This is a genomic window from Hahella sp. CCB-MM4, from assembly GCF_002260525.1.
GTDB lineage: Bacteria > Pseudomonadota > Gammaproteobacteria > Pseudomonadales > Oleiphilaceae > Hahella.
The window spans coordinates 231,538-248,815 of record NZ_MRYI01000005.1 but is presented as its reverse complement, the minus strand read 5'-3'; the positions used below and the strand labels follow the sequence as shown (position 1 = coordinate 248,815).

The 17,278-nt window shown below is 44.3% G+C and carries 17 protein-coding genes; 7 read left to right on the top strand and 10 right to left on the bottom strand.

The genetic code is table 11. The features are described 5' to 3' along the window. Positions 1 to 67: 67 nt before the first annotated feature. Positions 68 to 385 carry a ribbon-helix-helix domain-containing protein gene (locus tag BTA51_RS12230; protein WP_094707739.1) on the top strand — a complete coding sequence of 106 codons (318 nt, stop codon included), beginning with the start codon at positions 68 to 70 and terminating at the stop codon, positions 383 to 385. A gap of 87 nt (positions 386 to 472) precedes the next feature. On the opposite strand, the gene BTA51_RS12225 is transcribed toward BTA51_RS12230, so the two are convergent. Continuing rightward, a complete protein-coding gene (locus BTA51_RS12225) occupies positions 473 to 1,036 on the bottom strand; it encodes a DJ-1/PfpI family protein (RefSeq protein ID WP_094707738.1) in 564 nt (187 codons plus the stop codon). Positions 1,037 to 1,334: 298 nt separating this feature from the next. On the opposite strand from BTA51_RS12225, the gene BTA51_RS12220 reads away from it, so the two are divergent. After that, a complete protein-coding gene (locus BTA51_RS12220) occupies positions 1,335 to 1,736 on the top strand; it encodes a GNAT family N-acetyltransferase (protein ID WP_246841021.1) in 402 nt (133 codons plus the stop codon). A gap of 55 nt (positions 1,737 to 1,791) precedes the next feature. Here the strand turns inward: BTA51_RS12220 and gyrB are convergent, their stop codons facing one another. The 6 genes from gyrB to dnaA all read right to left on the bottom strand — a co-directional run bounded on the left by gyrB (position 1,792) and on the right by dnaA (position 10,109). Further along, on the bottom strand, positions 1,792 to 4,209 hold the full coding sequence (gene gyrB / locus BTA51_RS12215; RefSeq protein WP_094707736.1) for a DNA topoisomerase (ATP-hydrolyzing) subunit B: 2,418 nt from the start codon (positions 4,207 to 4,209) through the stop codon (positions 1,792 to 1,794). 16 nt (positions 4,210 to 4,225) lie between these two features. Next, on the bottom strand, positions 4,226 to 5,341 hold the full coding sequence (recF, locus tag BTA51_RS12210; RefSeq protein WP_094707735.1) for a DNA replication/repair protein RecF: 1,116 nt from the start codon (positions 5,339 to 5,341) through the stop codon (positions 4,226 to 4,228). After that, on the bottom strand, positions 5,338 to 5,940 hold the full coding sequence (locus BTA51_RS12205; protein ID WP_094707734.1) for a MarC family protein: 603 nt from the start codon (positions 5,938 to 5,940) through the stop codon (positions 5,338 to 5,340). The genes recF and BTA51_RS12205 overlap by 4 nt, the downstream gene beginning before the upstream one ends. 103 nt (positions 5,941 to 6,043) lie before the next feature. Continuing rightward, on the bottom strand, positions 6,044 to 7,318 hold the full coding sequence (locus BTA51_RS12200; RefSeq protein ID WP_094707733.1) for an AarF/ABC1/UbiB kinase family protein: 1,275 nt from the start codon (positions 7,316 to 7,318) through the stop codon (positions 6,044 to 6,046). Positions 7,319 to 7,462: 144 nt separating this feature from the next. After that, entirely contained in the window at positions 7,463 to 8,566 is a 1,104-nt protein-coding gene (gene dnaN / locus BTA51_RS12195) for a DNA polymerase III subunit beta (protein ID WP_094707732.1), read from the bottom strand. A 133-nt stretch (positions 8,567 to 8,699) separates the two neighbouring features. Then, a complete protein-coding gene (dnaA, locus tag BTA51_RS12190) occupies positions 8,700 to 10,109 on the bottom strand; it encodes a chromosomal replication initiator protein DnaA (RefSeq protein WP_094707731.1) in 1,410 nt (469 codons plus the stop codon). 819 nt (positions 10,110 to 10,928) lie between these two features. On the opposite strand from dnaA, the gene rpmH reads away from it, so the two are divergent. The 5 genes from rpmH to mnmE all read left to right on the top strand — a co-directional run bounded on the left by rpmH (position 10,929) and on the right by mnmE (position 14,910). Then, positions 10,929 to 11,063 (top strand): 50S ribosomal protein L34, encoded by a 135-nt coding sequence (gene rpmH / locus BTA51_RS12185; protein WP_083921155.1) that lies wholly within the window; start codon positions 10,929 to 10,931, stop codon positions 11,061 to 11,063. Positions 11,064 to 11,096: 33 nt separating this feature from the next. After that, positions 11,097 to 11,489, top strand: coding sequence for a ribonuclease P protein component (gene rnpA / locus BTA51_RS12180; protein ID WP_094707730.1), 393 nt, complete (start codon positions 11,097 to 11,099; stop codon positions 11,487 to 11,489). Further along, positions 11,446 to 11,739 (top strand): membrane protein insertion efficiency factor YidD, encoded by a 294-nt coding sequence (gene yidD / locus BTA51_RS12175; protein ID WP_094707729.1) that lies wholly within the window; start codon positions 11,446 to 11,448, stop codon positions 11,737 to 11,739. The genes rnpA and yidD overlap by 44 nt, the downstream gene beginning before the upstream one ends. An 11-nt stretch (positions 11,740 to 11,750) precedes the next feature. Beyond that, positions 11,751 to 13,439 (top strand): membrane protein insertase YidC, encoded by a 1,689-nt coding sequence (gene yidC / locus BTA51_RS12170; protein WP_094707728.1) that lies wholly within the window; start codon positions 11,751 to 11,753, stop codon positions 13,437 to 13,439. Between the two features lie 112 nt (positions 13,440 to 13,551). Beyond that, positions 13,552 to 14,910, top strand: coding sequence for a tRNA uridine-5-carboxymethylaminomethyl(34) synthesis GTPase MnmE (gene mnmE / locus BTA51_RS12165; RefSeq protein WP_094707727.1), 1,359 nt, complete (start codon positions 13,552 to 13,554; stop codon positions 14,908 to 14,910). 2 nt (positions 14,911 to 14,912) lie between these two features. Here mnmE and fetB read toward each other — a convergent pair whose 3' ends face one another. The 3 genes from fetB to BTA51_RS12150 form a co-directional block, all read right to left on the bottom strand. Next, on the bottom strand, positions 14,913 to 15,722 hold the full coding sequence (gene fetB, locus BTA51_RS12160; protein ID WP_246841020.1) for an iron export ABC transporter permease subunit FetB: 810 nt from the start codon (positions 15,720 to 15,722) through the stop codon (positions 14,913 to 14,915). Further along, entirely contained in the window at positions 15,719 to 16,330 is a 612-nt protein-coding gene (locus BTA51_RS12155; RefSeq protein ID WP_094707726.1) for an ATP-binding cassette domain-containing protein, read from the bottom strand. Before BTA51_RS12155 ends, fetB begins: the two co-directional genes overlap by 4 nt. Before the next feature lie 84 nt (positions 16,331 to 16,414). Next, positions 16,415 to 17,002: a cytochrome b/b6 domain-containing protein gene (locus BTA51_RS12150; RefSeq protein WP_094707725.1), complete on the bottom strand. Its 588-nt coding sequence runs from the start codon at positions 17,000 to 17,002 to the stop codon at positions 16,415 to 16,417. Positions 17,003 to 17,278: the final 276 nt, after the last annotated feature.

Sequence of the window (17,278 nt, the reverse complement as noted above, 5' to 3'; positions counted from 1 at the left end):
ACGTTAGTGACATAGATAAAATATTCGGGCTAACATGCTTGTTGTCAGATAAGGGAGGATTCAAGCTATGTGTGATGTCTATGCAGGTGTTGATACCAGCGCCTATACGAAAGCTTCACGCTCACTGCGACTACATGGGCATGTGACAAGTTTGTCTCTTGAAATCCGCTTTTGGGATATTCTGGAATTAATGGCAAATAAAGAGAATGTATCTGTCGCTACTTTTATCACCACACTTCATGATGAGGTCGTTCAACGTTACGGTGAAGCACGCAATTTTACCTCCCTATTGCGCGTGGCCTGCACAACGTATCTGATGAATGAGGCAAATCAATCGGACGTTACAACCTCTGTGGATAATCTAAAACAAACAGAATTTGTTTAAGATTTTCCATTAATACTCATAACGGGATTCATCACCGGTCGCCTTTATGTACGGCACATCCTTGTGCCGTTTATCATTTCCTGCCGATTATCCGAGCAGTTTGGCAAACTGCTTCACCCATTCAGCGTTTGCCGGCCATGCGGGAGCAGTGACAAAATTGCCATCTGTAATAGCCTGATCCACAGCAATATCCTGGTAAACACCACCAGCCTGCCTAACCTCAGGAGCACAAGCAGGATAGGCAGAAATTTTTCTCTCTCTAATGACATCAGCAGCGGTTAGGAGCTGCGCGCCATGGCAGATAGCCGCAATCGGTTTGGCTGCTTCTGCAAATGCCCTGATAATTTCAAGAACCCGGTCATTCAGTCTCAGATATTCCGGAGCTCTTCCGCCAGGAATCACGAGCCCATCATATTTATCCGGTGATACTTCACTGAAGGTAGCATTCAGAGTAAAACGATGTCCCGGTTTTTCTGTGTAGGTCTGATCTCCTTCAAAGTCGTGAATGGCTGTTGCAATAGAATCGCCTTTGGATTTATCAGGACAAACAGCGTCAACCTCATAGCCCATGGCTAACAATGCCTGGAAAGGAACCATCAGTTCATAATCCTCGACAAAGTCCCCGGCAATCACTAAAACTTTTGCAGGCATCTCGTATCTCCTTTTTATTGTCAAAGATAAAAGTGTAGGGCGCCTTTCCTCTCGACAGGTAGTATTCCAGTACTACATTAATACAGAATCGTACTTAAGAATGGCCATCTTATTTTCATTTGATATGACTAAAGGGACTGCTAACATCCGACATTGATCAGCGAATTTCCCCCTAAAATCAAAAAATCGTGAACATATTCTTATGACAGAGATAACCACTTATTATTTGGAGCAAACAAGCCGGGATGCTATTTGCAGAAAACCTCCAGTTGAAGGGTTTGTTGTATTGGAGGCCAAGGTGAAGCAATACCAGTACAACCGTTTTTTTTATGAATCTGTTGGAGCTGATTGGGAGTGGAATGACAAACTGAAGTGGAGTGATACTGAATGGAAACAATACGCTGAAAGAGAATCACTCCATTTATTTGTTGGCTATTTTCAGGGTAGTCCGGCCGGATATTTTGAGCTGGAACGACAAAATGAAGGAGCTATAGAGATTTCTTACTTTGGATTGATGCCCGCTTTTATAGGTAAGGGTCTGGGCGGATTCTTATTAACAAGCGCTCTCGAGAATGCCTGGCAAATGAAAGAAACCAACCGGGTTTGGGTTCACACCTGTAGTCTGGACCATCCGGGCGCACTCCAGAACTATCAGTCCAGGGGAATGAGGATCTATCATCAGGAAACTTCAAAGCAATAAAAAAGGCGACCATAGAGGTCGCCTTTTTCAATATCACTGTTTCTAATAGATCCAGTTACACATCTAGGTTCATAACCTGCAGCGCATTGGTTTGAATAAAATCACGACGAGGTTCTACGTCATCGCCCATTAGAGTAGTGAATATCTGGTCAGCCGCAATCGCGTCCTCAATAGTGACTTTCATCATTCGGCGGCTTTCAGGATCCATGGTGGTTTCCCATAGCTGCTCAGGATTCATTTCACCCAATCCTTTGTATCGCTGGATATTCTGACCTCGTTGCGCTTCTTTCATAAGCCATTCCAATGCATCTTCAAACCCTTGAATAGTCTGCACTTTCTCACCACGTTTCACATACGCACCTTCTTCTATCAGTCCTTCAAGCTTTTCAGCCATTGAAGCAACATTTTGATAGGAAGAAGAAGCAAAGAATTCCTGGTTCATCGTGTATCGATAGTCTACACCGTGCTGAATAAATTCAATCTGAGGTAGGTACAGATTGCGCTCTGCATCTTCGGTTACTTTCAAGGTAAAGCTTTCACCGTTTAGATTTTCTGAATGCAGCACCGCTTCCAGGTTTGAACACCAAGAGGCAATTTTGGCCTGATCTTTAAGATCATCTTCTACTAATCGCGGAACTTCCAGAAGTTTACTCAGAACAGTCCTCGGATAGGCTCTGGACATACGGTCAATCAAACTTACGGCAGTGCGGTAATCGTTGACCAATGTCTCAAGAGCAGTCCCGGAAATTGCAGGGGCATCAGCATTGGTATACAGCTCAGTTCCTTCCAGCGCATTTTGTGTCAGGTACTGCTGCAAAGCTTTTTCGTCTTTGACGTATTGTTCCTGCTTGCCTTTCTTCACTTTATACAACGGCGGCATTGCGATAAAGATATGGCCGTTTTCGATAATATCTCTCATTTGACGGAAGAAGAAGGTCAAGAGAAGGGTACGGATATGCGATCCGTCCACATCCGCATCTGTCATGATGATAATGCTGTGATAGCGAAGTTTGTTGATATCAAATTCTTCACGGCCAATACCACAGCCTAAAGCGGTGATCAGAGTCCCAACTTCAGCTGACGAAAGCATCTTATCAAACCGAGCTTTTTCTACGTTCAGAATTTTTCCTTTGAGCGGTAGAATTGCCTGGGTTCTACGATCACGCCCCTGTTTAGCGGATCCACCTGCAGAATCACCCTCCACTATATATAGTTCAGAAAGGGCAGGGTCTTTCTCCTGGCAGTCAGCCAGTTTCCCAGGTAAGCCAGCGATATCTAACGCCCCTTTGCGACGAGTCATTTCTCGAGCCTTCCGGGCAGCTTCTCTTGCCCTTGCAGCATCGATCATTTTATTCACAACACTTTTTGCGTCATTAGGGTTTTCGACAAGGAAGTCATTAAAGGACGAGTTCATTTCCTGTTCGACCGCTGTCTTCACTTCTGAAGAGACTAGCTTATCTTTTGTCTGTGAGGAAAATTTGGGATCTGGAACTTTTACCGAAATGATGGCAGTCAGTCCTTCTCTTGCGTCATCACCAGATGTATTCACCTTGGTTTTCTTCAGGAGGTTTTCTTTTTCTATATATGTATTAAGGCTCCGGGTAAGGGATGCCCTAAATCCAGCAAGGTGTGTACCACCATCTCTTTGAGGAATGTTGTTGGTAAAGCAGAAGATGTTTTCCTGGAAGCTGTCGTTCCACTGCAAAGCAACCTCAACTGTAATACCGTCTTCGCGTTCTTTAATGAAGTGAAATGCTTTAGCTATAGGATTTTTTGTCTGATTAAGATATCCAACGAACGCTTGTAATCCACCTTCGTATTCGAAAATTTCATTCTTTCCTGATCTCTCATCAGTCAGGTTAATTCGAACACCAGAGTTTAGAAACGCAAGTTCTCTCAGTCTTTTCGCAAGGATATCGTAGTGAAATTCAATATTGTTGAATGTTTCTTCTGAGGCAACAAAGTGGACTTGCGTGCCAGTGTTATCGGTTTCACCAATGGCCGTCAACGGAGCTTGCGGGACCCCATGATGGTATACCTGTTCATAAACTTTACCGGCTCTGCGAATTGTCAGCCTCAGCTCTTTTGAAAGAGCATTAACAACAGAAACACCCACACCATGTAGACCGCCGGAAACCTTGTAGCTGTTATCATCAAACTTTCCGCCAGCATGCAGCATCGTCATAATAACCTCTGCTGCAGAAACGCCCATTTCTTCATGGATGTCTACGGGAATTCCCCGGCCGTCATCGCTGACACTGATAGATTCATCTGGATGGATAGTAACTTTGACTTCTTTACAGTGACCAGCCAATGCTTCGTCGATGGAGTTATCGACAATCTCAAACACCATGTGGTGCAAGCCGGTGCCATCGTCAGTATCACCAATATACATACCAGGACGCTTTCTTACCGCATCCAGTCCTTTCAGGACTTTAATACTAGACGAATCGTAATTTCCGGAATCAGACATATATTTCTCCTACCCATCAATCCCCTGGGTTTAGCGGGGTAACACAACCATGTTCCACGTGAAACATTTTGGCGTGGTATTTTTCATTCAGTCTCAGACTTAAATTCAAAACCTGTTCGGCGTCCACCATCGTACAGAAAACCTGGGCGCCTTTTTCCAATAACGTGTTTAGCAGCTGGTATTGATTTTCCTGATCGAGCTCTGCACCGAGGTCATCTATCAAAACTGTGCAATCTAAGTTTCTCTTTTCTCTGAGTAACTGTAGTTGCGCCAACAATAGATGAGTAATTAAGACCTTCTGTTGACCCCTAGACAGAACTTCCTTCGCTGAGATTCCATGGGCAGAAAACTTTAGATCTGCCTTATGTGGACCCACTGAGGTAAAACCTCTTCGTTGGTCTAACTCGAGCGACCTTTCCAACAACTCTTCCATCGAACTGTTGTTGGACCAACCACGGTCATATTTAACTTCTATCTGGTTAGAAAGGTCGTTGTTGAACTGGCTTCCTTCATTTAAATTGGATTCCAACTTCAACACCAACTCTTTGTAGAACCTCTTCCTGTGTTCATCTATTTTTTTAGATGCAGAGACAAATTGATCAGTCCAGGACGCTAGCTCCAAGCGGGCCATTGTACCATTTTTCAGCAATTTATTCCTTTGTATTAACAATTTCCGCCATCTTTGCCATACATGCTTGTATCCAGGTTCCACGTGGAACACTCCCCAATCAAGGAACCTTCTCCGACCTGATGGCCCTCCATTTAATAGATCGAAGGTGAGGGGAGTGACTAATAATAGAGGAAGCATCTCTGCCAACTCAGAAAGACTTTGGGCACTGTCCCCATTTATCTTTACCTGAGTTTTCTTAAGAATCTTATGACGGCTGACACCTATCCGTTGCTGATCACCAAGTAAGGCATGACAAACAAACTGATCCTTAGAATAATTAATGACGTGATCTAAATCATGACTTCTGAAGGATGAACCGCGACCGGTGAGGTAAAGACCTTCAATAAGACTTGTCTTCCCGCTGCCATTATCACCTTGAATAAAAACTACTGGGGAATCAGTTTCGAGTGTGACGTCATCAAGGTTCCTTATTCCTGAAAAAGAAATCCTCTTTATCGTCATAAGGTGTGGGTTACCTTAATCAGTAGTGGCTGAAGCCCTGAAATAAACATTTCCACAGATACAGCTATTAGTAACATCCCCATCAAACGCTCAATTGCGATCAATCCTCGCTTGCGCAATATTTTATAAAGGCCAGTTGAGCACAACAAAACAAAAGCCGTCAGACTCCAAGCTGCCACTACAACGATCACCCAATCCATCATTCTCTCCGGCTCACGAGTAGAAATAAGAATGAGAGTTGCAAGTGCGGATGGACCGGCGACAAATGGAATTGCCAATGGAACAACAAAAGGTTCTCCGTCTGGAAGATCTTCGAGCCAGTCCCTCTTTGCAGGAAAAATCATCCTGATTGCTATAACAAACAATACTATAGCCCCCGCCATACCAACGGCTTCCTGACTCAAACTGAACAATTTGAGTAGATAGCTCCCCCCAAATAAAAACCCCAAAAGAATAAATAGCGCTATCAACAATTCCCTTAGCAACACCTTGAATCGTTTTGCTTTTTCAACCTTATCCAACACACTCAAGAAAATGGGAATGTTTCCTAAAGGATCCATAACCACTAGTAACAGGATAATTGCGGAAGATATTTCCATTGTTTTGTTCTCAAACTCTTCTGTTCTTCAATTTTAGTTCAGCAATAAAAAAACCCAACAATGCTCACGCACTGTCAGGTTTCCTGGTAACGTTTTTCAATACTTACTGTAGCAGACCCAATCTTTCATCCATGAACATATCCAACTCTGGTGCCAGGATATGAACATAACGGTCAAAATATAAGAATTGTTTCAATAGCAACGCAAATTCGCGGGGGAAGTGTAAGCCGTGTTGCTCTCCAATTCTTACAAGATCCATCAGTATATTATTGATCTCGTCATCTTCCGGTGACTGGTCATAGTAGACGCTTGTATCAGGAACCATGGCATCCATCTTTTTATAGACGTTAGCGATATCTCTCGCCAATGCTTCCACATCTACTTGAACCTTGGTAATTCCAATCCTGGCCATTGCATCAGCCATCCCATGAAAGTTACCCATCATAATAGATGTAATAAAATCTGAAACAGCCTGCCAGGTGCCAGCACCTATTCGACCAACAATTCCAAAATCTATAAAACCTATTCTACCGTCTTCCAGTACCATCAGATTTCCCGCGTGAACATCCGCATGAAAAAACTCGCACTGGGTAAGTGATGCAAACCATGTATTCATGGCAGTGATCAGCGTTTTTTCCGGATCAGCACAATAGGTTCTAATCGTCTCAAGATCGGTCAATGGAACTCCATAAAAACGCTCCATTGTCAGCACTCTCATAGAGCTTGCATGCTCGTATACCTTAGGAACGACGGCCTGGGAGTTTTCTGTTTTATCCAAAAATACCTGGAATTCTTTCAGATTTCTGGCTTCCTGATAAAAGTCACACTCTTCCATCATTGTTCTTTGTATTTCTTCAACAATCCCTGAAAGGGACGTCCAGGATAGCTTAGGTGCTAAATACTCGAGAACACGGGCAGTAACGTAAAGAAAATTGAGGTCGGTTAGCAATATATTGCGTACGCCAGGTTTTTGAACCTTTATTACTACGTCCTCGCCAGAAACAAGTTTGGCCGCATGTACCTGAGCTATCGATGCCGAAGCAAGGGGAGTCGTATCAATATATGCGAATATATCGCTTACCGGCTTCGGCAATTCTTCTTTGATAATTCGTTCAATTTGGGAATAGGGAAGGGGTTTGGTTTTGTCCAGACACAGCTGGAATTCCTCAACGTATTCTTTTGGAAAAAACGTTGGTGAAGAGGCAATAAACTGACCCAGCTTTATATAAGTAGCCCCCAACTCTTCGAATGTCTGCCTTAACAACCTTGGGGGTGGTAATTTTTCTCCCAATAGCCATCCGGCACCTGCCTTAGACACTACAGCAGCGGTTTGACCTATACGGAACGCACTCTTTAAAGCGATTGTTAGTTTGCTCATCTTCTAACCTGCGTATTCAATCCCTGTCTATCATCAAACCCCTAATCCAATCTGGAAAAGATGACACACAACCACCTTTCCCAGTACTCCTTCCGAACTTGTTAATATTTAATTTCCACAGCAATAAGACTGAAAATTCCTAGATTACAGTCTCATCGGCATAACGACGTATAACGCATCACTGGTTTCCATTCCTTCAACCAGAGCACTGCTATTAGCGTTTGAAAGTGTCATTTTGACCAGGTTATCATCCAAAACATTCAAGACATCAATCAAATAACCTACGTTGAATCCGATTTGCATTGGTTCAAAGTCATATTCAACTTCCAGACTGTCTTCTGCTTCTTCCTGATCAGGGTTATTGGCGAATACTTTCAATTCCCCCGGCTCGAATTGAAGGCGCACGCCACGAATACTTTCATGCGACAAAATACTCGCACGTTGTAAGACACCTTTGAGTAACTGCCTGTCAGCTACCATCGTCTTATCGCCACCCCTTGGTATAACCCTTTGATAATCCGGGAATTTTCCATCAATAAGTTTAGAGGTAAACGTATAATGCCCAACCACTGCCCGCACATGATTGTCCCCAAAAATAAGCGTACAGTTTTCTTCGGTATCCGACAGTAAGCGTGCCAGTTCAAGTACACCTTTCCGGGGAACGATAGGCTGCCGTTTATCTTCAACAGCCGTTTTCGTTGCGATTCCAGCTAAAGCAAGTCGATGTCCATCTGTGGATACAGCCTTAAGCCCATCGCCTGTTAGCTCCATGAGCATACCATTCAAATAATAACGGACGTCCTGCTGGGCCATAGCAAAAGCAGTGGCATCGATCATGCGCTTAAGTTCTTTTTGAGGCAGTTCCAACCGAATACTACCTGCTTCTTCCTCTACGTTGGGGAAGTGGTCTGCCGGCAAAGTGGAGAGTACAAAATGACTCTTGCCAAAATGTACGTTCAACCGCGAGTCCTTGACCTCTACATCAATATTGGCCTGATCAGGAAGTGAACGGCAAATATCCGTAAATTTCTTAGCCGGAACTGTAATACGGCCAGGCTGCTGAATATTCACTTCGCTGATTTGTGCAACCAACTCCACTTCCATGTTAGTTCCGGTAATGGTGAGCTTTTCGCTATCTGCATCCAACAATACGTTGGCAAGCACAGGCATGGTTTGTCTTTTTTCAACCACACCTGAAATCATTTGCAAGGAAGTGATGAGAGCCTCTCGCGTAATGGTGAATTTCATGGACTGTCCTGTTTGTATCCTGCTTGATTTACCGGCTTATGACATTCGTATGTTAGCGATGTTAAACCTGTGATGCGACAAAGATTTTTCTTAATACCCGGGAATAGGTTATTCCCACTATCCACAAGCTTCTTCAGCCTGTCAGCATTCTCATAAAGTTCTGATAATCCTCTCGAATCATCGGATCTTTTTGTTGTAGCTCCAAAACCACTTTGCAGGCATGAAGTACAGTTGTATGGTCTCGACCGCCGAATGCTTCCCCAATCTCTGGAAGACTATGGGTGGTCAATTCTTTCGCCAGAGCCATGGCCACTTGCCTTGGGCGGGTTATTGATCGTGTCCGTCTCTTCGACAGCAGGTCGGCCACTCTGATCTTATAGTACTCAGCGACAGTTCTTTGAATGTTATCAATACTGACCTGCTTTTCATGTAAAGCTAACAGATCTTTTAAACATTCCCTGATAAAAGGTGGTGTAATTTCCTGAGCTGTAAAGTGAGCATTGGCAATCACCAATTTTAAAGCCCCTTCCAATTCACGGACGTTAGACCGAATTTTCTGTGCGATAAAAAATGCCGATTCACTACTCAGCTGAACATTTGCTTGCTCGGCTTTCTTCATCAGAATGGCGACCCTCGTTTCCAGCTCAGGTGGCTCGACCATAACAGTCAATCCCCAGCCAAACCGGGACTTGAGACGTTCCTCCATATGATCGATTTCTTTAGGGTATCGATCACAGGTCAATATCATTTGCTGCCCACCTTCCAGCAGAGCATTAAATGTATGGAAGAATTCCTCCTGGGAACGCTCTTTCCTTGCGAAGAACTGAATATCATCGATAAGTAGCGCGTCAACAGAACGATAATAACGCTTGAACTCGTTAATCGCATTTAACTGCAGTGCCTTCACCATGTCTGCGACAAATCGCTCCGAGTGAAGGTAAACGATCTTGGCATTAGGGTTCTTCTTAAGAATCGAGTTACCCACCGCGTGCATCAAGTGAGTTTTCCCTAAACCAACACCGCCGTATAAAAAAAGCGGGTTATATGCGGATCCCGGATTATCGGCCACCTGTGTTGCAGCCGCTCTTGCCAATTGGTTTGACTTACCTTCCACAAAGGTATCAAACGTAAAATTCAGATTAAGAGAACTTTCGTGCTTAATTGCACCATCAACAGACACCTGACGATCAGAAGACTTCGTTTCCATTACTGGAGACTCTTCCTTCCTTGATACAGCGCCACCATTACTTACTGCTGGCTTACTTACTGCCGAGCTTCCACCATTCGCTTTTTTCTGACTAAGACTTCCGATCTTTAGCGATACTCTTGGTGGATGAGAATGAGAGATTTCCTGAAGGATCTCACTGATCCGACTGACATATTTTTCGTTGACCCAATCCAATACAAAGCGGTTAGGTGCGTATAACAGAATTTCCTCTTCAGATGCTCTTGCCTGTAATGGTCGTAACCAGGTATTGAACTGTTGCGAAGGAAGTTCATCCTCCAGGTACCCAAGGCACTGATGCCACAGTTCTAAAGCCACGCCCAAACCTCCAGCTTACTGATATCGTTATAAGTGAATTTAAAAAATTACCAAAAGTCGTTCCATTTCTAACAACCCTGCTAAATGGATACGACATCACCTGCCCCTAATTCAGACATCAATGTTTTTACAAACTTCCCTGGCGGCTCGCCCAATGACAAAAATCAGAGTGACAAAAACCCCTGCAGTAAATATCACCGCATAAAAAATAAACGCTCATTATTTTGGCTGCGCTTCGTCCCCCAAACTGACAAAACGTGCCTTGGTGCTTGGACAGGTAAAGAGGAATTCTAGCGGGAAGTTCCATCTAATTCCACCATCAAAATCATGCTTATTAGATAGCCTGTGGATAACTTTACTTTTTAAATTCATAAAGTTACACACTTGTCAACAAGCTTGTTAACAAAAAAGTACCTAAAAAAAATTTAGAACCATTGCTTATAAGGGAAAACCTTTTGATATCTATGTGGAAAACTTGAGTAAACTCCTGTGGACGAAACCGGCTGTGGAAAACTCGCACCTTTTTCCCCCCTCCATACCCAGGCTATCCCAATGTTTCCAACGGGCTATCCAGCAAATTATCCAGTCCGTATGTTTTTGTATTCATTAATTTTTTCAGACTTATTCACAGTATTCCGCTTCTCTAACAATACATAACATCAATAATCTTTCTTTAAAAAATCATTTTTTTATTATTCTATTCAGTGGATAAAATTCTTTTCGGGATACTGATTGCTATTTGTCCATAAATTCCATAAAATTCGCGTCCCTATTTTCTAATAGTCCATTTTTTTAACGTATTAGCTGTGAGAGTCGGACATGAAACGTACATTCCAACCCAGCGTCCTGAAGCGTAAACGTACTCACGGTTTCCGTGCACGTATGGCCACTGCAAATGGTCGTAAAGTGCTGGCAGCCCGTCGCGCGAAAGGTCGCAAGCGTCTTTCTGCTTAATCAAGTATTCGTTGATCTTTCAACGTTGATTTGATGTCGACTTACGAATTTCCCCGATCACTTCGCTTATTGAAGCCGGGGGATTTTCGTAATGTTTTCGAGCAAGCTGAGTATAAGGCAGGTCACCCTGCATTACTGCTATTGGCTCGCTCCAACCAGTGCAATTGTCCTCGGCTTGGATTAGTTATCGCCAAGCGCAACGTCAAGCTGTCCACTGGTCGAAACCGTGTTAAACGAATCATTCGTGATCGGTTTCGTTTACAACAGCATCAATTACCGCCAATAGATATCGTAGTAATCGCTCGACGTCCTCTGGCAGATATTGATAATGCTGAACTTCATCAGTGTATGGTTAAGTTATTGGCGAAACTGAGTCGACAATATGAAAGCAACCCACCTGATCGCTCAAGTTCGTCAACTGCCTAAGAAGGCCCTTCTTTTAATCATCCAGTTTTATCGCTATGCCATCAGTCCAATGATGGGAAGCCATTGCCGGTTCTATCCTTCCTGTTCCAATTACACTTTTGAGGCAATATCTCGTTACGGTGTAATGAAAGGGAGTTATCTTGGAGTGCGTCGTCTGTTAAGATGCCACCCTTGGTCAAAAGGCGGTATCGATCCCGTGCCTGAGTGTTCTCATTCCAGACACCGCCATTCATCCTTACCTGATTCTTAGTTTGTGATTTTATGGACTATATAAGAACACCTCTTATTATTGGCTTACTTGTTGTCTCCTATCTGCTAGTGCTGGAATGGAACAAAGATTTTCCAACCGATTCAGGACCTGCTGTTACTCAACCAGCTCCTGGTTTTGATGAATCTGTACCTTCGAGCACAGAATCAGGACATACTCTTACCGGTGAGCTTTCAACTCCCGAGTCAATGAGCTCAAAACAAACCTCTGAAGTAAGTGCTTCCTCACTCGAAATGCAAACGGGTGGTGAGGTTACAGTCATGACGGATGTCTTAGCTGTCAAGATCAGTTTGACTGGAGGAAACCTCAACTATTCTGCACTTAGAGAATATCCTGTCTCCCTGAACAACAAAGCACCGTTAGAGATCTTTCAGCAAAATACAGATCGTTACTTTGTTGCTGAGAGCGGATTGATCGGACGGGATGGATTTGATGCCGCAAAGAATGGTCCGCTGCCGGTCTATAGTTCTGCCCAGAGCAGTTATCGCCTGGCTGATGGCAAGGAAGATTTAACTGTCGATCTGACATATTCCCGTAACGGCGTTGATGTTATCAAGCGATACTTTTTCGGTCGCGGTAACTACGAAGTTAAAGTCCAGTACCTTGTATCCAACCATTCTGCAGAGCCCTGGCAGGCGAATTTCTCCGCGAAGTTGGTCAGAGATAAAGCTCCGGACCCAACAAAGTCGGCAAAAATGGGTGCTTCTTCATACTTAGGTGCGGTTATATCCACAGCCGAAGCTCCCTATGAGAAGGTTAAATTTGACGACATGGATGAAGGTGCTGTTCAGGTAGAAGCCAACAGTGGATGGATTGCCTTCGTTCAGCATTATTTTGTTAGTGCCTGGATACCTCGGAATGAGCAAACCCATACTTATCAGACCAGAGTTCGTAATGGTCTGTACCTGATGGGGTTTGTGGATCCTGAAATTACTGTTGCTCCTGGGGCTTCAGAAACCATTGATGCCAGCCTGTATGTAGGACCGAAAAAACTGGAGTCTCTACAAACAATTGCACCAAATCTGGATTTAACCATCGATTTTGGCTGGCTTTGGTTGATCGCCAAGCCGCTTTATCTGTTTCTTGAGTATATTCATGATTTCGTGGGTAACTGGGGGATTGCGATCATCCTTCTCACAGTTCTGATCAAGGCTCTGTTTTTCCATCTTTCTGCTGCAAGCTATCGTTCCATGGCGAATATGCGTCGAGTCACACCTGAGCTGCAAAGAGTTCGTGAGCAGTATGGTGATGATCGTCAGAAAATGTCCCAAGCAATGATGGAGCTTTACAAGAAAGAAAAGATCAATCCTTTGGGAGGGTGTTTGCCTATCCTGGTGCAAATGCCAGTATTTATCTCCCTATATTGGGTATTGCTTGAATCTGTTGAATTGCGTCAAGCGCCTTTCTTCTTCTGGATTCAGGATCTATCCATTAAGGATCCATTTTTTATCCTTCCGTTATTGATGGGAGGAACCATGTTCCTGCAGATGCACTTGAACCCAACACCACCGGATCCTATCCAGGCCCGAGTAATGAAAATGATGCCGCTTATCTTCACAGTATTTTTCCTGTGGTTCCCGGCTGGTCTGGTACTGTACTGGTTGGTTAACAACTGTTTGTCGATTGCTCAGCAGTGGGTGATAACCAAAAAAATAGAGCGGGAAGGTTTGAAGGCTAAATAGCCCTTATATCAACGACTCTGAAAGCCCGTGAATAGCGGGCTTTTTTTTACGTTATACTCGGAAAGAATACTGTTTCATCACCTGACTTCTGTCCTACTGGCGCTGGATATTTATGTATCAGACAACTGAAACCATCGCAGCAATTGCGACTCCTCCTGGAAAAGGAGGTGTGGGAATTATCCGGGTGTCCGGACCAAAAGCTTCTGCAATTGCTCAATCAGTTCTGCACCGGGTACCCCAGCCCCGTTATGCCTACTACGGAAATTTCTTTGAAGGCGATACCGTTATTGATCAAGGAATTGCCTTATTTTTCCCTGGCCCCAATAGTTTTACAGGAGAAGATGTCCTTGAGTTACAAGGGCATGGAGGACCTGTTGTACTGGACTTGCTTTTACGGCAGCTTGTATCACTGGGAGTCCGCATAGCCAGACCAGGAGAATTTTCTGAACGGGCATTTTTGAATGACAAGTTGGATTTGGTGCAAGCTGAAGCCATTGCCGATTTAATTGAAGCGAGCTCTGAACACGCTGCTCGCAGCGCTCTAAAGTCTCTTCAGGGAGATTTCTCTCTTGCGATTGATGAACTTTTGGAAGCTTTGATCCAATTACGTATGTATGTTGAAGCTGCCATCGACTTCCCTGAAGAAGAAATTGATTTTCTATCCGATGGAAAAGTCGCCGCGGATCTTGAAACCATTCTTGAGAAACTGGCGGAGGTGTTTTCCACAGCCAAGCAGGGAACCCTGATGAGGGAAGGCATGACGGTGGTCATCGCGGGACGTCCCAACGCGGGTAAATCAAGTTTGCTGAATGCTCTTGCCGGCAGGGAAAGTGCGATTGTGACCGACATTGCTGGTACCACCCGTGATGTCCTCCGTGAACATATCCACATTGATGGTATGCCATTGCATATTGTCGACACTGCCGGACTCCGGGATTCCTATGATGTGGTGGAACAAATCGGAGTGGAGAGGGCCTGGAATGAAATTGACAATGCAGACCGTATTCTTTTTCTCGTGGATAGTCAGACCACCGATGCTGTGGATCCGGAAAAAATCTGGCCGGATTTTTATCATCGTATACACCATCATGACCACATAACGGTTGTTCGAAATAAAGTGGATCTCAGTAATGAACAAGTAGGTCTTCAGGATGGAAAGGTTCCAGTGGTACGTCTTTCCGCAAAAGATGGCAAAGGGATCGATATTCTCAGGGATCATTTAAAGCAATGCGTCGGATTCGAAGCTACGACAGAAGGTGGTTTTATGGCGCGACGGCGTCATCTTGAAGCTCTGAATCTGGCTCATCAGCATGTGGAAACTGCCAAACAGCAATTACTGCAACAACAGGCTGGTGAGCTTGTTGCGGAAGACCTCAGACTTGCCCAACAGGCACTGGGAGAAATTACCGGTCAGTTTTCTTCAGATGATTTATTGGGGAGGATTTTTTCCTCTTTTTGTATTGGGAAATAGCATCAATCGGGATCGTTCAAGACAAGTCTGTCTATTCTCAATCTTTCCCTTTGGTCAAACAGCCGTCTACTGGCGAGCAGTACACTGATCATTGAGCCGAAACCAGAACCAACAGTAATCATCAGCATGATGAGTATCTGATATTTTACGGCCAGAGCCGGGCTTGTTCCGGCCAGGATTTGACCGGTCATCATTCCAGGTAAACTCACGACACCTGCTGCAGCCATCGCGTTGATAGCGGGTATCATTCCAGCGCGTACGGCATCCCGACGAATTTTTCCAATTGCCTCGTTCCATGGATGTCCCAGCATAAGCCTGTTTTCTATGACCCTTCTTTGTTGCCAGGTAGTTTCATGGAGCCGATCCAGACAGATGGCTACGCCATTCATGGTATTTCCCAGCATCATACCGAGAAGTGGAATGGCATATTGGGGAGTAAACCAGGGATGGGGATTAATAATGACGGTCAGTGTCAGAATGGCAACGGTGAATGAAGACACAAACATAGAAGTTGTGCCAATGGCAAACGACCATCCTTTGGTCAAACGCCTTCTTTGCCTGGCCGTCACCTCTCTTCCTGCAATCAGTAACATTGCCAGTGCCATCATCGATATCCAAAACGGAGATGATGTGGAAAAAAGAGCTTCGAGTACCAAACCGATCAATGACAACTGAACAATGGTGCGGATCGCAGAAATTAACAGTTTCTTTGTTATCCCCAAGCGTGCAGCGAAGGCGCAGAAACTCAGAATGATGACAAGTACAAACGCGAACGAGAGTTGCAGTGGGTTAATGTCAATAACGGTCATCATTGACTACCAATATGGGTTAATTGACTCTGTTCCAGATGCCAGTGCTGGTCCGCGACTCTTTGAATCTGGGCCTGATCGTGGGCAACCCAGAGAACGGGCAATTGTTGTTGTCGGATTAAATGGACCAGCCAGTTTTCCACAGACTCTCTTGAGGAGTCATCAAGGTTGGCAGTTGGTTCATCCAGTAGCAGGACTTTTGGTTCAGGGTATAACGATCTGAGGAGAGCAAGCCGCTGTCTTTCTCCGGAAGATAAGTAACTGACGGGCTTTTGCAGGATTTCCTTGTTCAGTTGGACTTCTGCCAGAAGAGCCGATGAAGGTGGTTGTGGAAAATGGTCTTCAACATCGTCGAGCCACCATTCACTTTCTGCCGGTACCATACGGACAATCTGTCGCCATTGATGTCCGGTGATATCAAGCTGGTTGGTAGTTCCCAGAGATATGCTGCCCTCATGATCTTCAAGATCAGCTATAGCCCTGAGAAAGCGGCTTTTCCCCGATCCTGATTTTCCGGATATACATACAATTTCCCCGGGAGGAATGCTGAGGGAGATATTTTTTAAATCACCAATGCTGAGATTGGTGATCGTCAAGCTGCCTGTACCCACTCGACTTTCCAACTCCTGGGGGTGTCGGTTGATGGATGAATTCAGTGCAGTATGGCAGCTCTTATCAGTTGATTTCCAATGGTTCTATTCTGCCGGGGTGGCTTCAGGTTCTGATCTCTTGCGTCCATTTACCATGGCGACCACCAAATTTTCTTTGTGCTGCCGACTTGCGAGAATAACGCCACCTACATGTAATACGACCAGAATAATCGTGGCATTAGCGAAAAACTCATGCACTTCCTTCAATGGATCTTCCGGCAGGTGAGCGAAGAAAGTTCCGGCAAGGGGCCCTCCTCCGTCAATTGACAAGAGAGCCATTCCACAGATCGTGGTTGCTACAAGTGACAACAACAAGGCAATGATCATTGCGCCGCCGGCAGGGTTATGTCCCAGGTGGCGATCCGGATTACCTTGAAATATCTGTTTGCAGTAGGCAATCACTGTAGAGGGATGTTTAACGAAACTGGTAAATCTTGCATGTCTGCTACCTATCAATCCCCAAACTATACGGAAAGTCACAAGGCCTGCCACAGCGTATCCAGCCCAGATATGCACAGACTGGAATTCGTCCTCAGTGAGATAGGCGGTAAAAAAGAAAATGACTAACGACCAATGGAATATCCTGACCAGGGGATCCCAAACTCTGATCCAGTGAGTTTTTGAATGAGACATATCGTACCCTCCGTTTGTTGAAGGGCAAGAATATCGAGTCATTCTTAAGACAAGCTTAAGTCCCGCGAATATTTTGTGGATAACCTGAAATTTTGCCTAAAAAAAATCCTATGTCTGTGGATAAGTTTTTTTCTTAAAAGTGATGTTTTGTCTTAAAATTTTTATTTTCTTTTTAAAATCAATTGATTGAAAATTTTATTAAGTGTGTTTGAGAAAATCTCTCCTGTGGATAACTGTATTAATAACTTTTCTAAAGAAGATCTTCTAACCTACTGA

Coding starts and splice junctions, on each gene's coding strand:
- BTA51_RS12230 (WP_094707739.1), top strand. CDS start 68: ATGTGTGATGTCTATGCAGGTGTTGATACCAGCGCCTATACGAAAGCT.
- BTA51_RS12225 (WP_094707738.1), bottom strand. CDS start 1,036: ATGCCTGCAAAAGTTTTAGTGATTGCCGGGGACTTTGTCGAGGATTAT.
- gyrB (WP_094707736.1), bottom strand. CDS start 4,209: ATGTCTGATTCCGGAAATTACGATTCGTCTAGTATTAAAGTCCTGAAA.
- recF (WP_094707735.1), bottom strand. CDS start 5,341: ATGACGATAAAGAGGATTTCTTTTTCAGGAATAAGGAACCTTGATGAC.
- BTA51_RS12205 (WP_094707734.1), bottom strand. CDS start 5,940: ATGGAAATATCTTCCGCAATTATCCTGTTACTAGTGGTTATGGATCCT.
- BTA51_RS12200 (WP_094707733.1), bottom strand. CDS start 7,318: ATGAGCAAACTAACAATCGCTTTAAAGAGTGCGTTCCGTATAGGTCAA.
- dnaN (WP_094707732.1), bottom strand. CDS start 8,566: ATGAAATTCACCATTACGCGAGAGGCTCTCATCACTTCCTTGCAAATG.
- rpmH (WP_083921155.1), top strand. CDS start 10,929: ATGAAACGTACATTCCAACCCAGCGTCCTGAAGCGTAAACGTACTCAC.
- rnpA (WP_094707730.1), top strand. CDS start 11,097: ATGTCGACTTACGAATTTCCCCGATCACTTCGCTTATTGAAGCCGGGG.
- yidD (WP_094707729.1), top strand. CDS start 11,446: ATGAAAGCAACCCACCTGATCGCTCAAGTTCGTCAACTGCCTAAGAAG.
- yidC (WP_094707728.1), top strand. CDS start 11,751: ATGGACTATATAAGAACACCTCTTATTATTGGCTTACTTGTTGTCTCC.
- mnmE (WP_094707727.1), top strand. CDS start 13,552: ATGTATCAGACAACTGAAACCATCGCAGCAATTGCGACTCCTCCTGGA.
- fetB (WP_246841020.1), bottom strand. CDS start 15,722: ATGATGACCGTTATTGACATTAACCCACTGCAACTCTCGTTCGCGTTT.
- BTA51_RS12150 (WP_094707725.1), bottom strand. CDS start 17,002: ATGTCTCATTCAAAAACTCACTGGATCAGAGTTTGGGATCCCCTGGTC.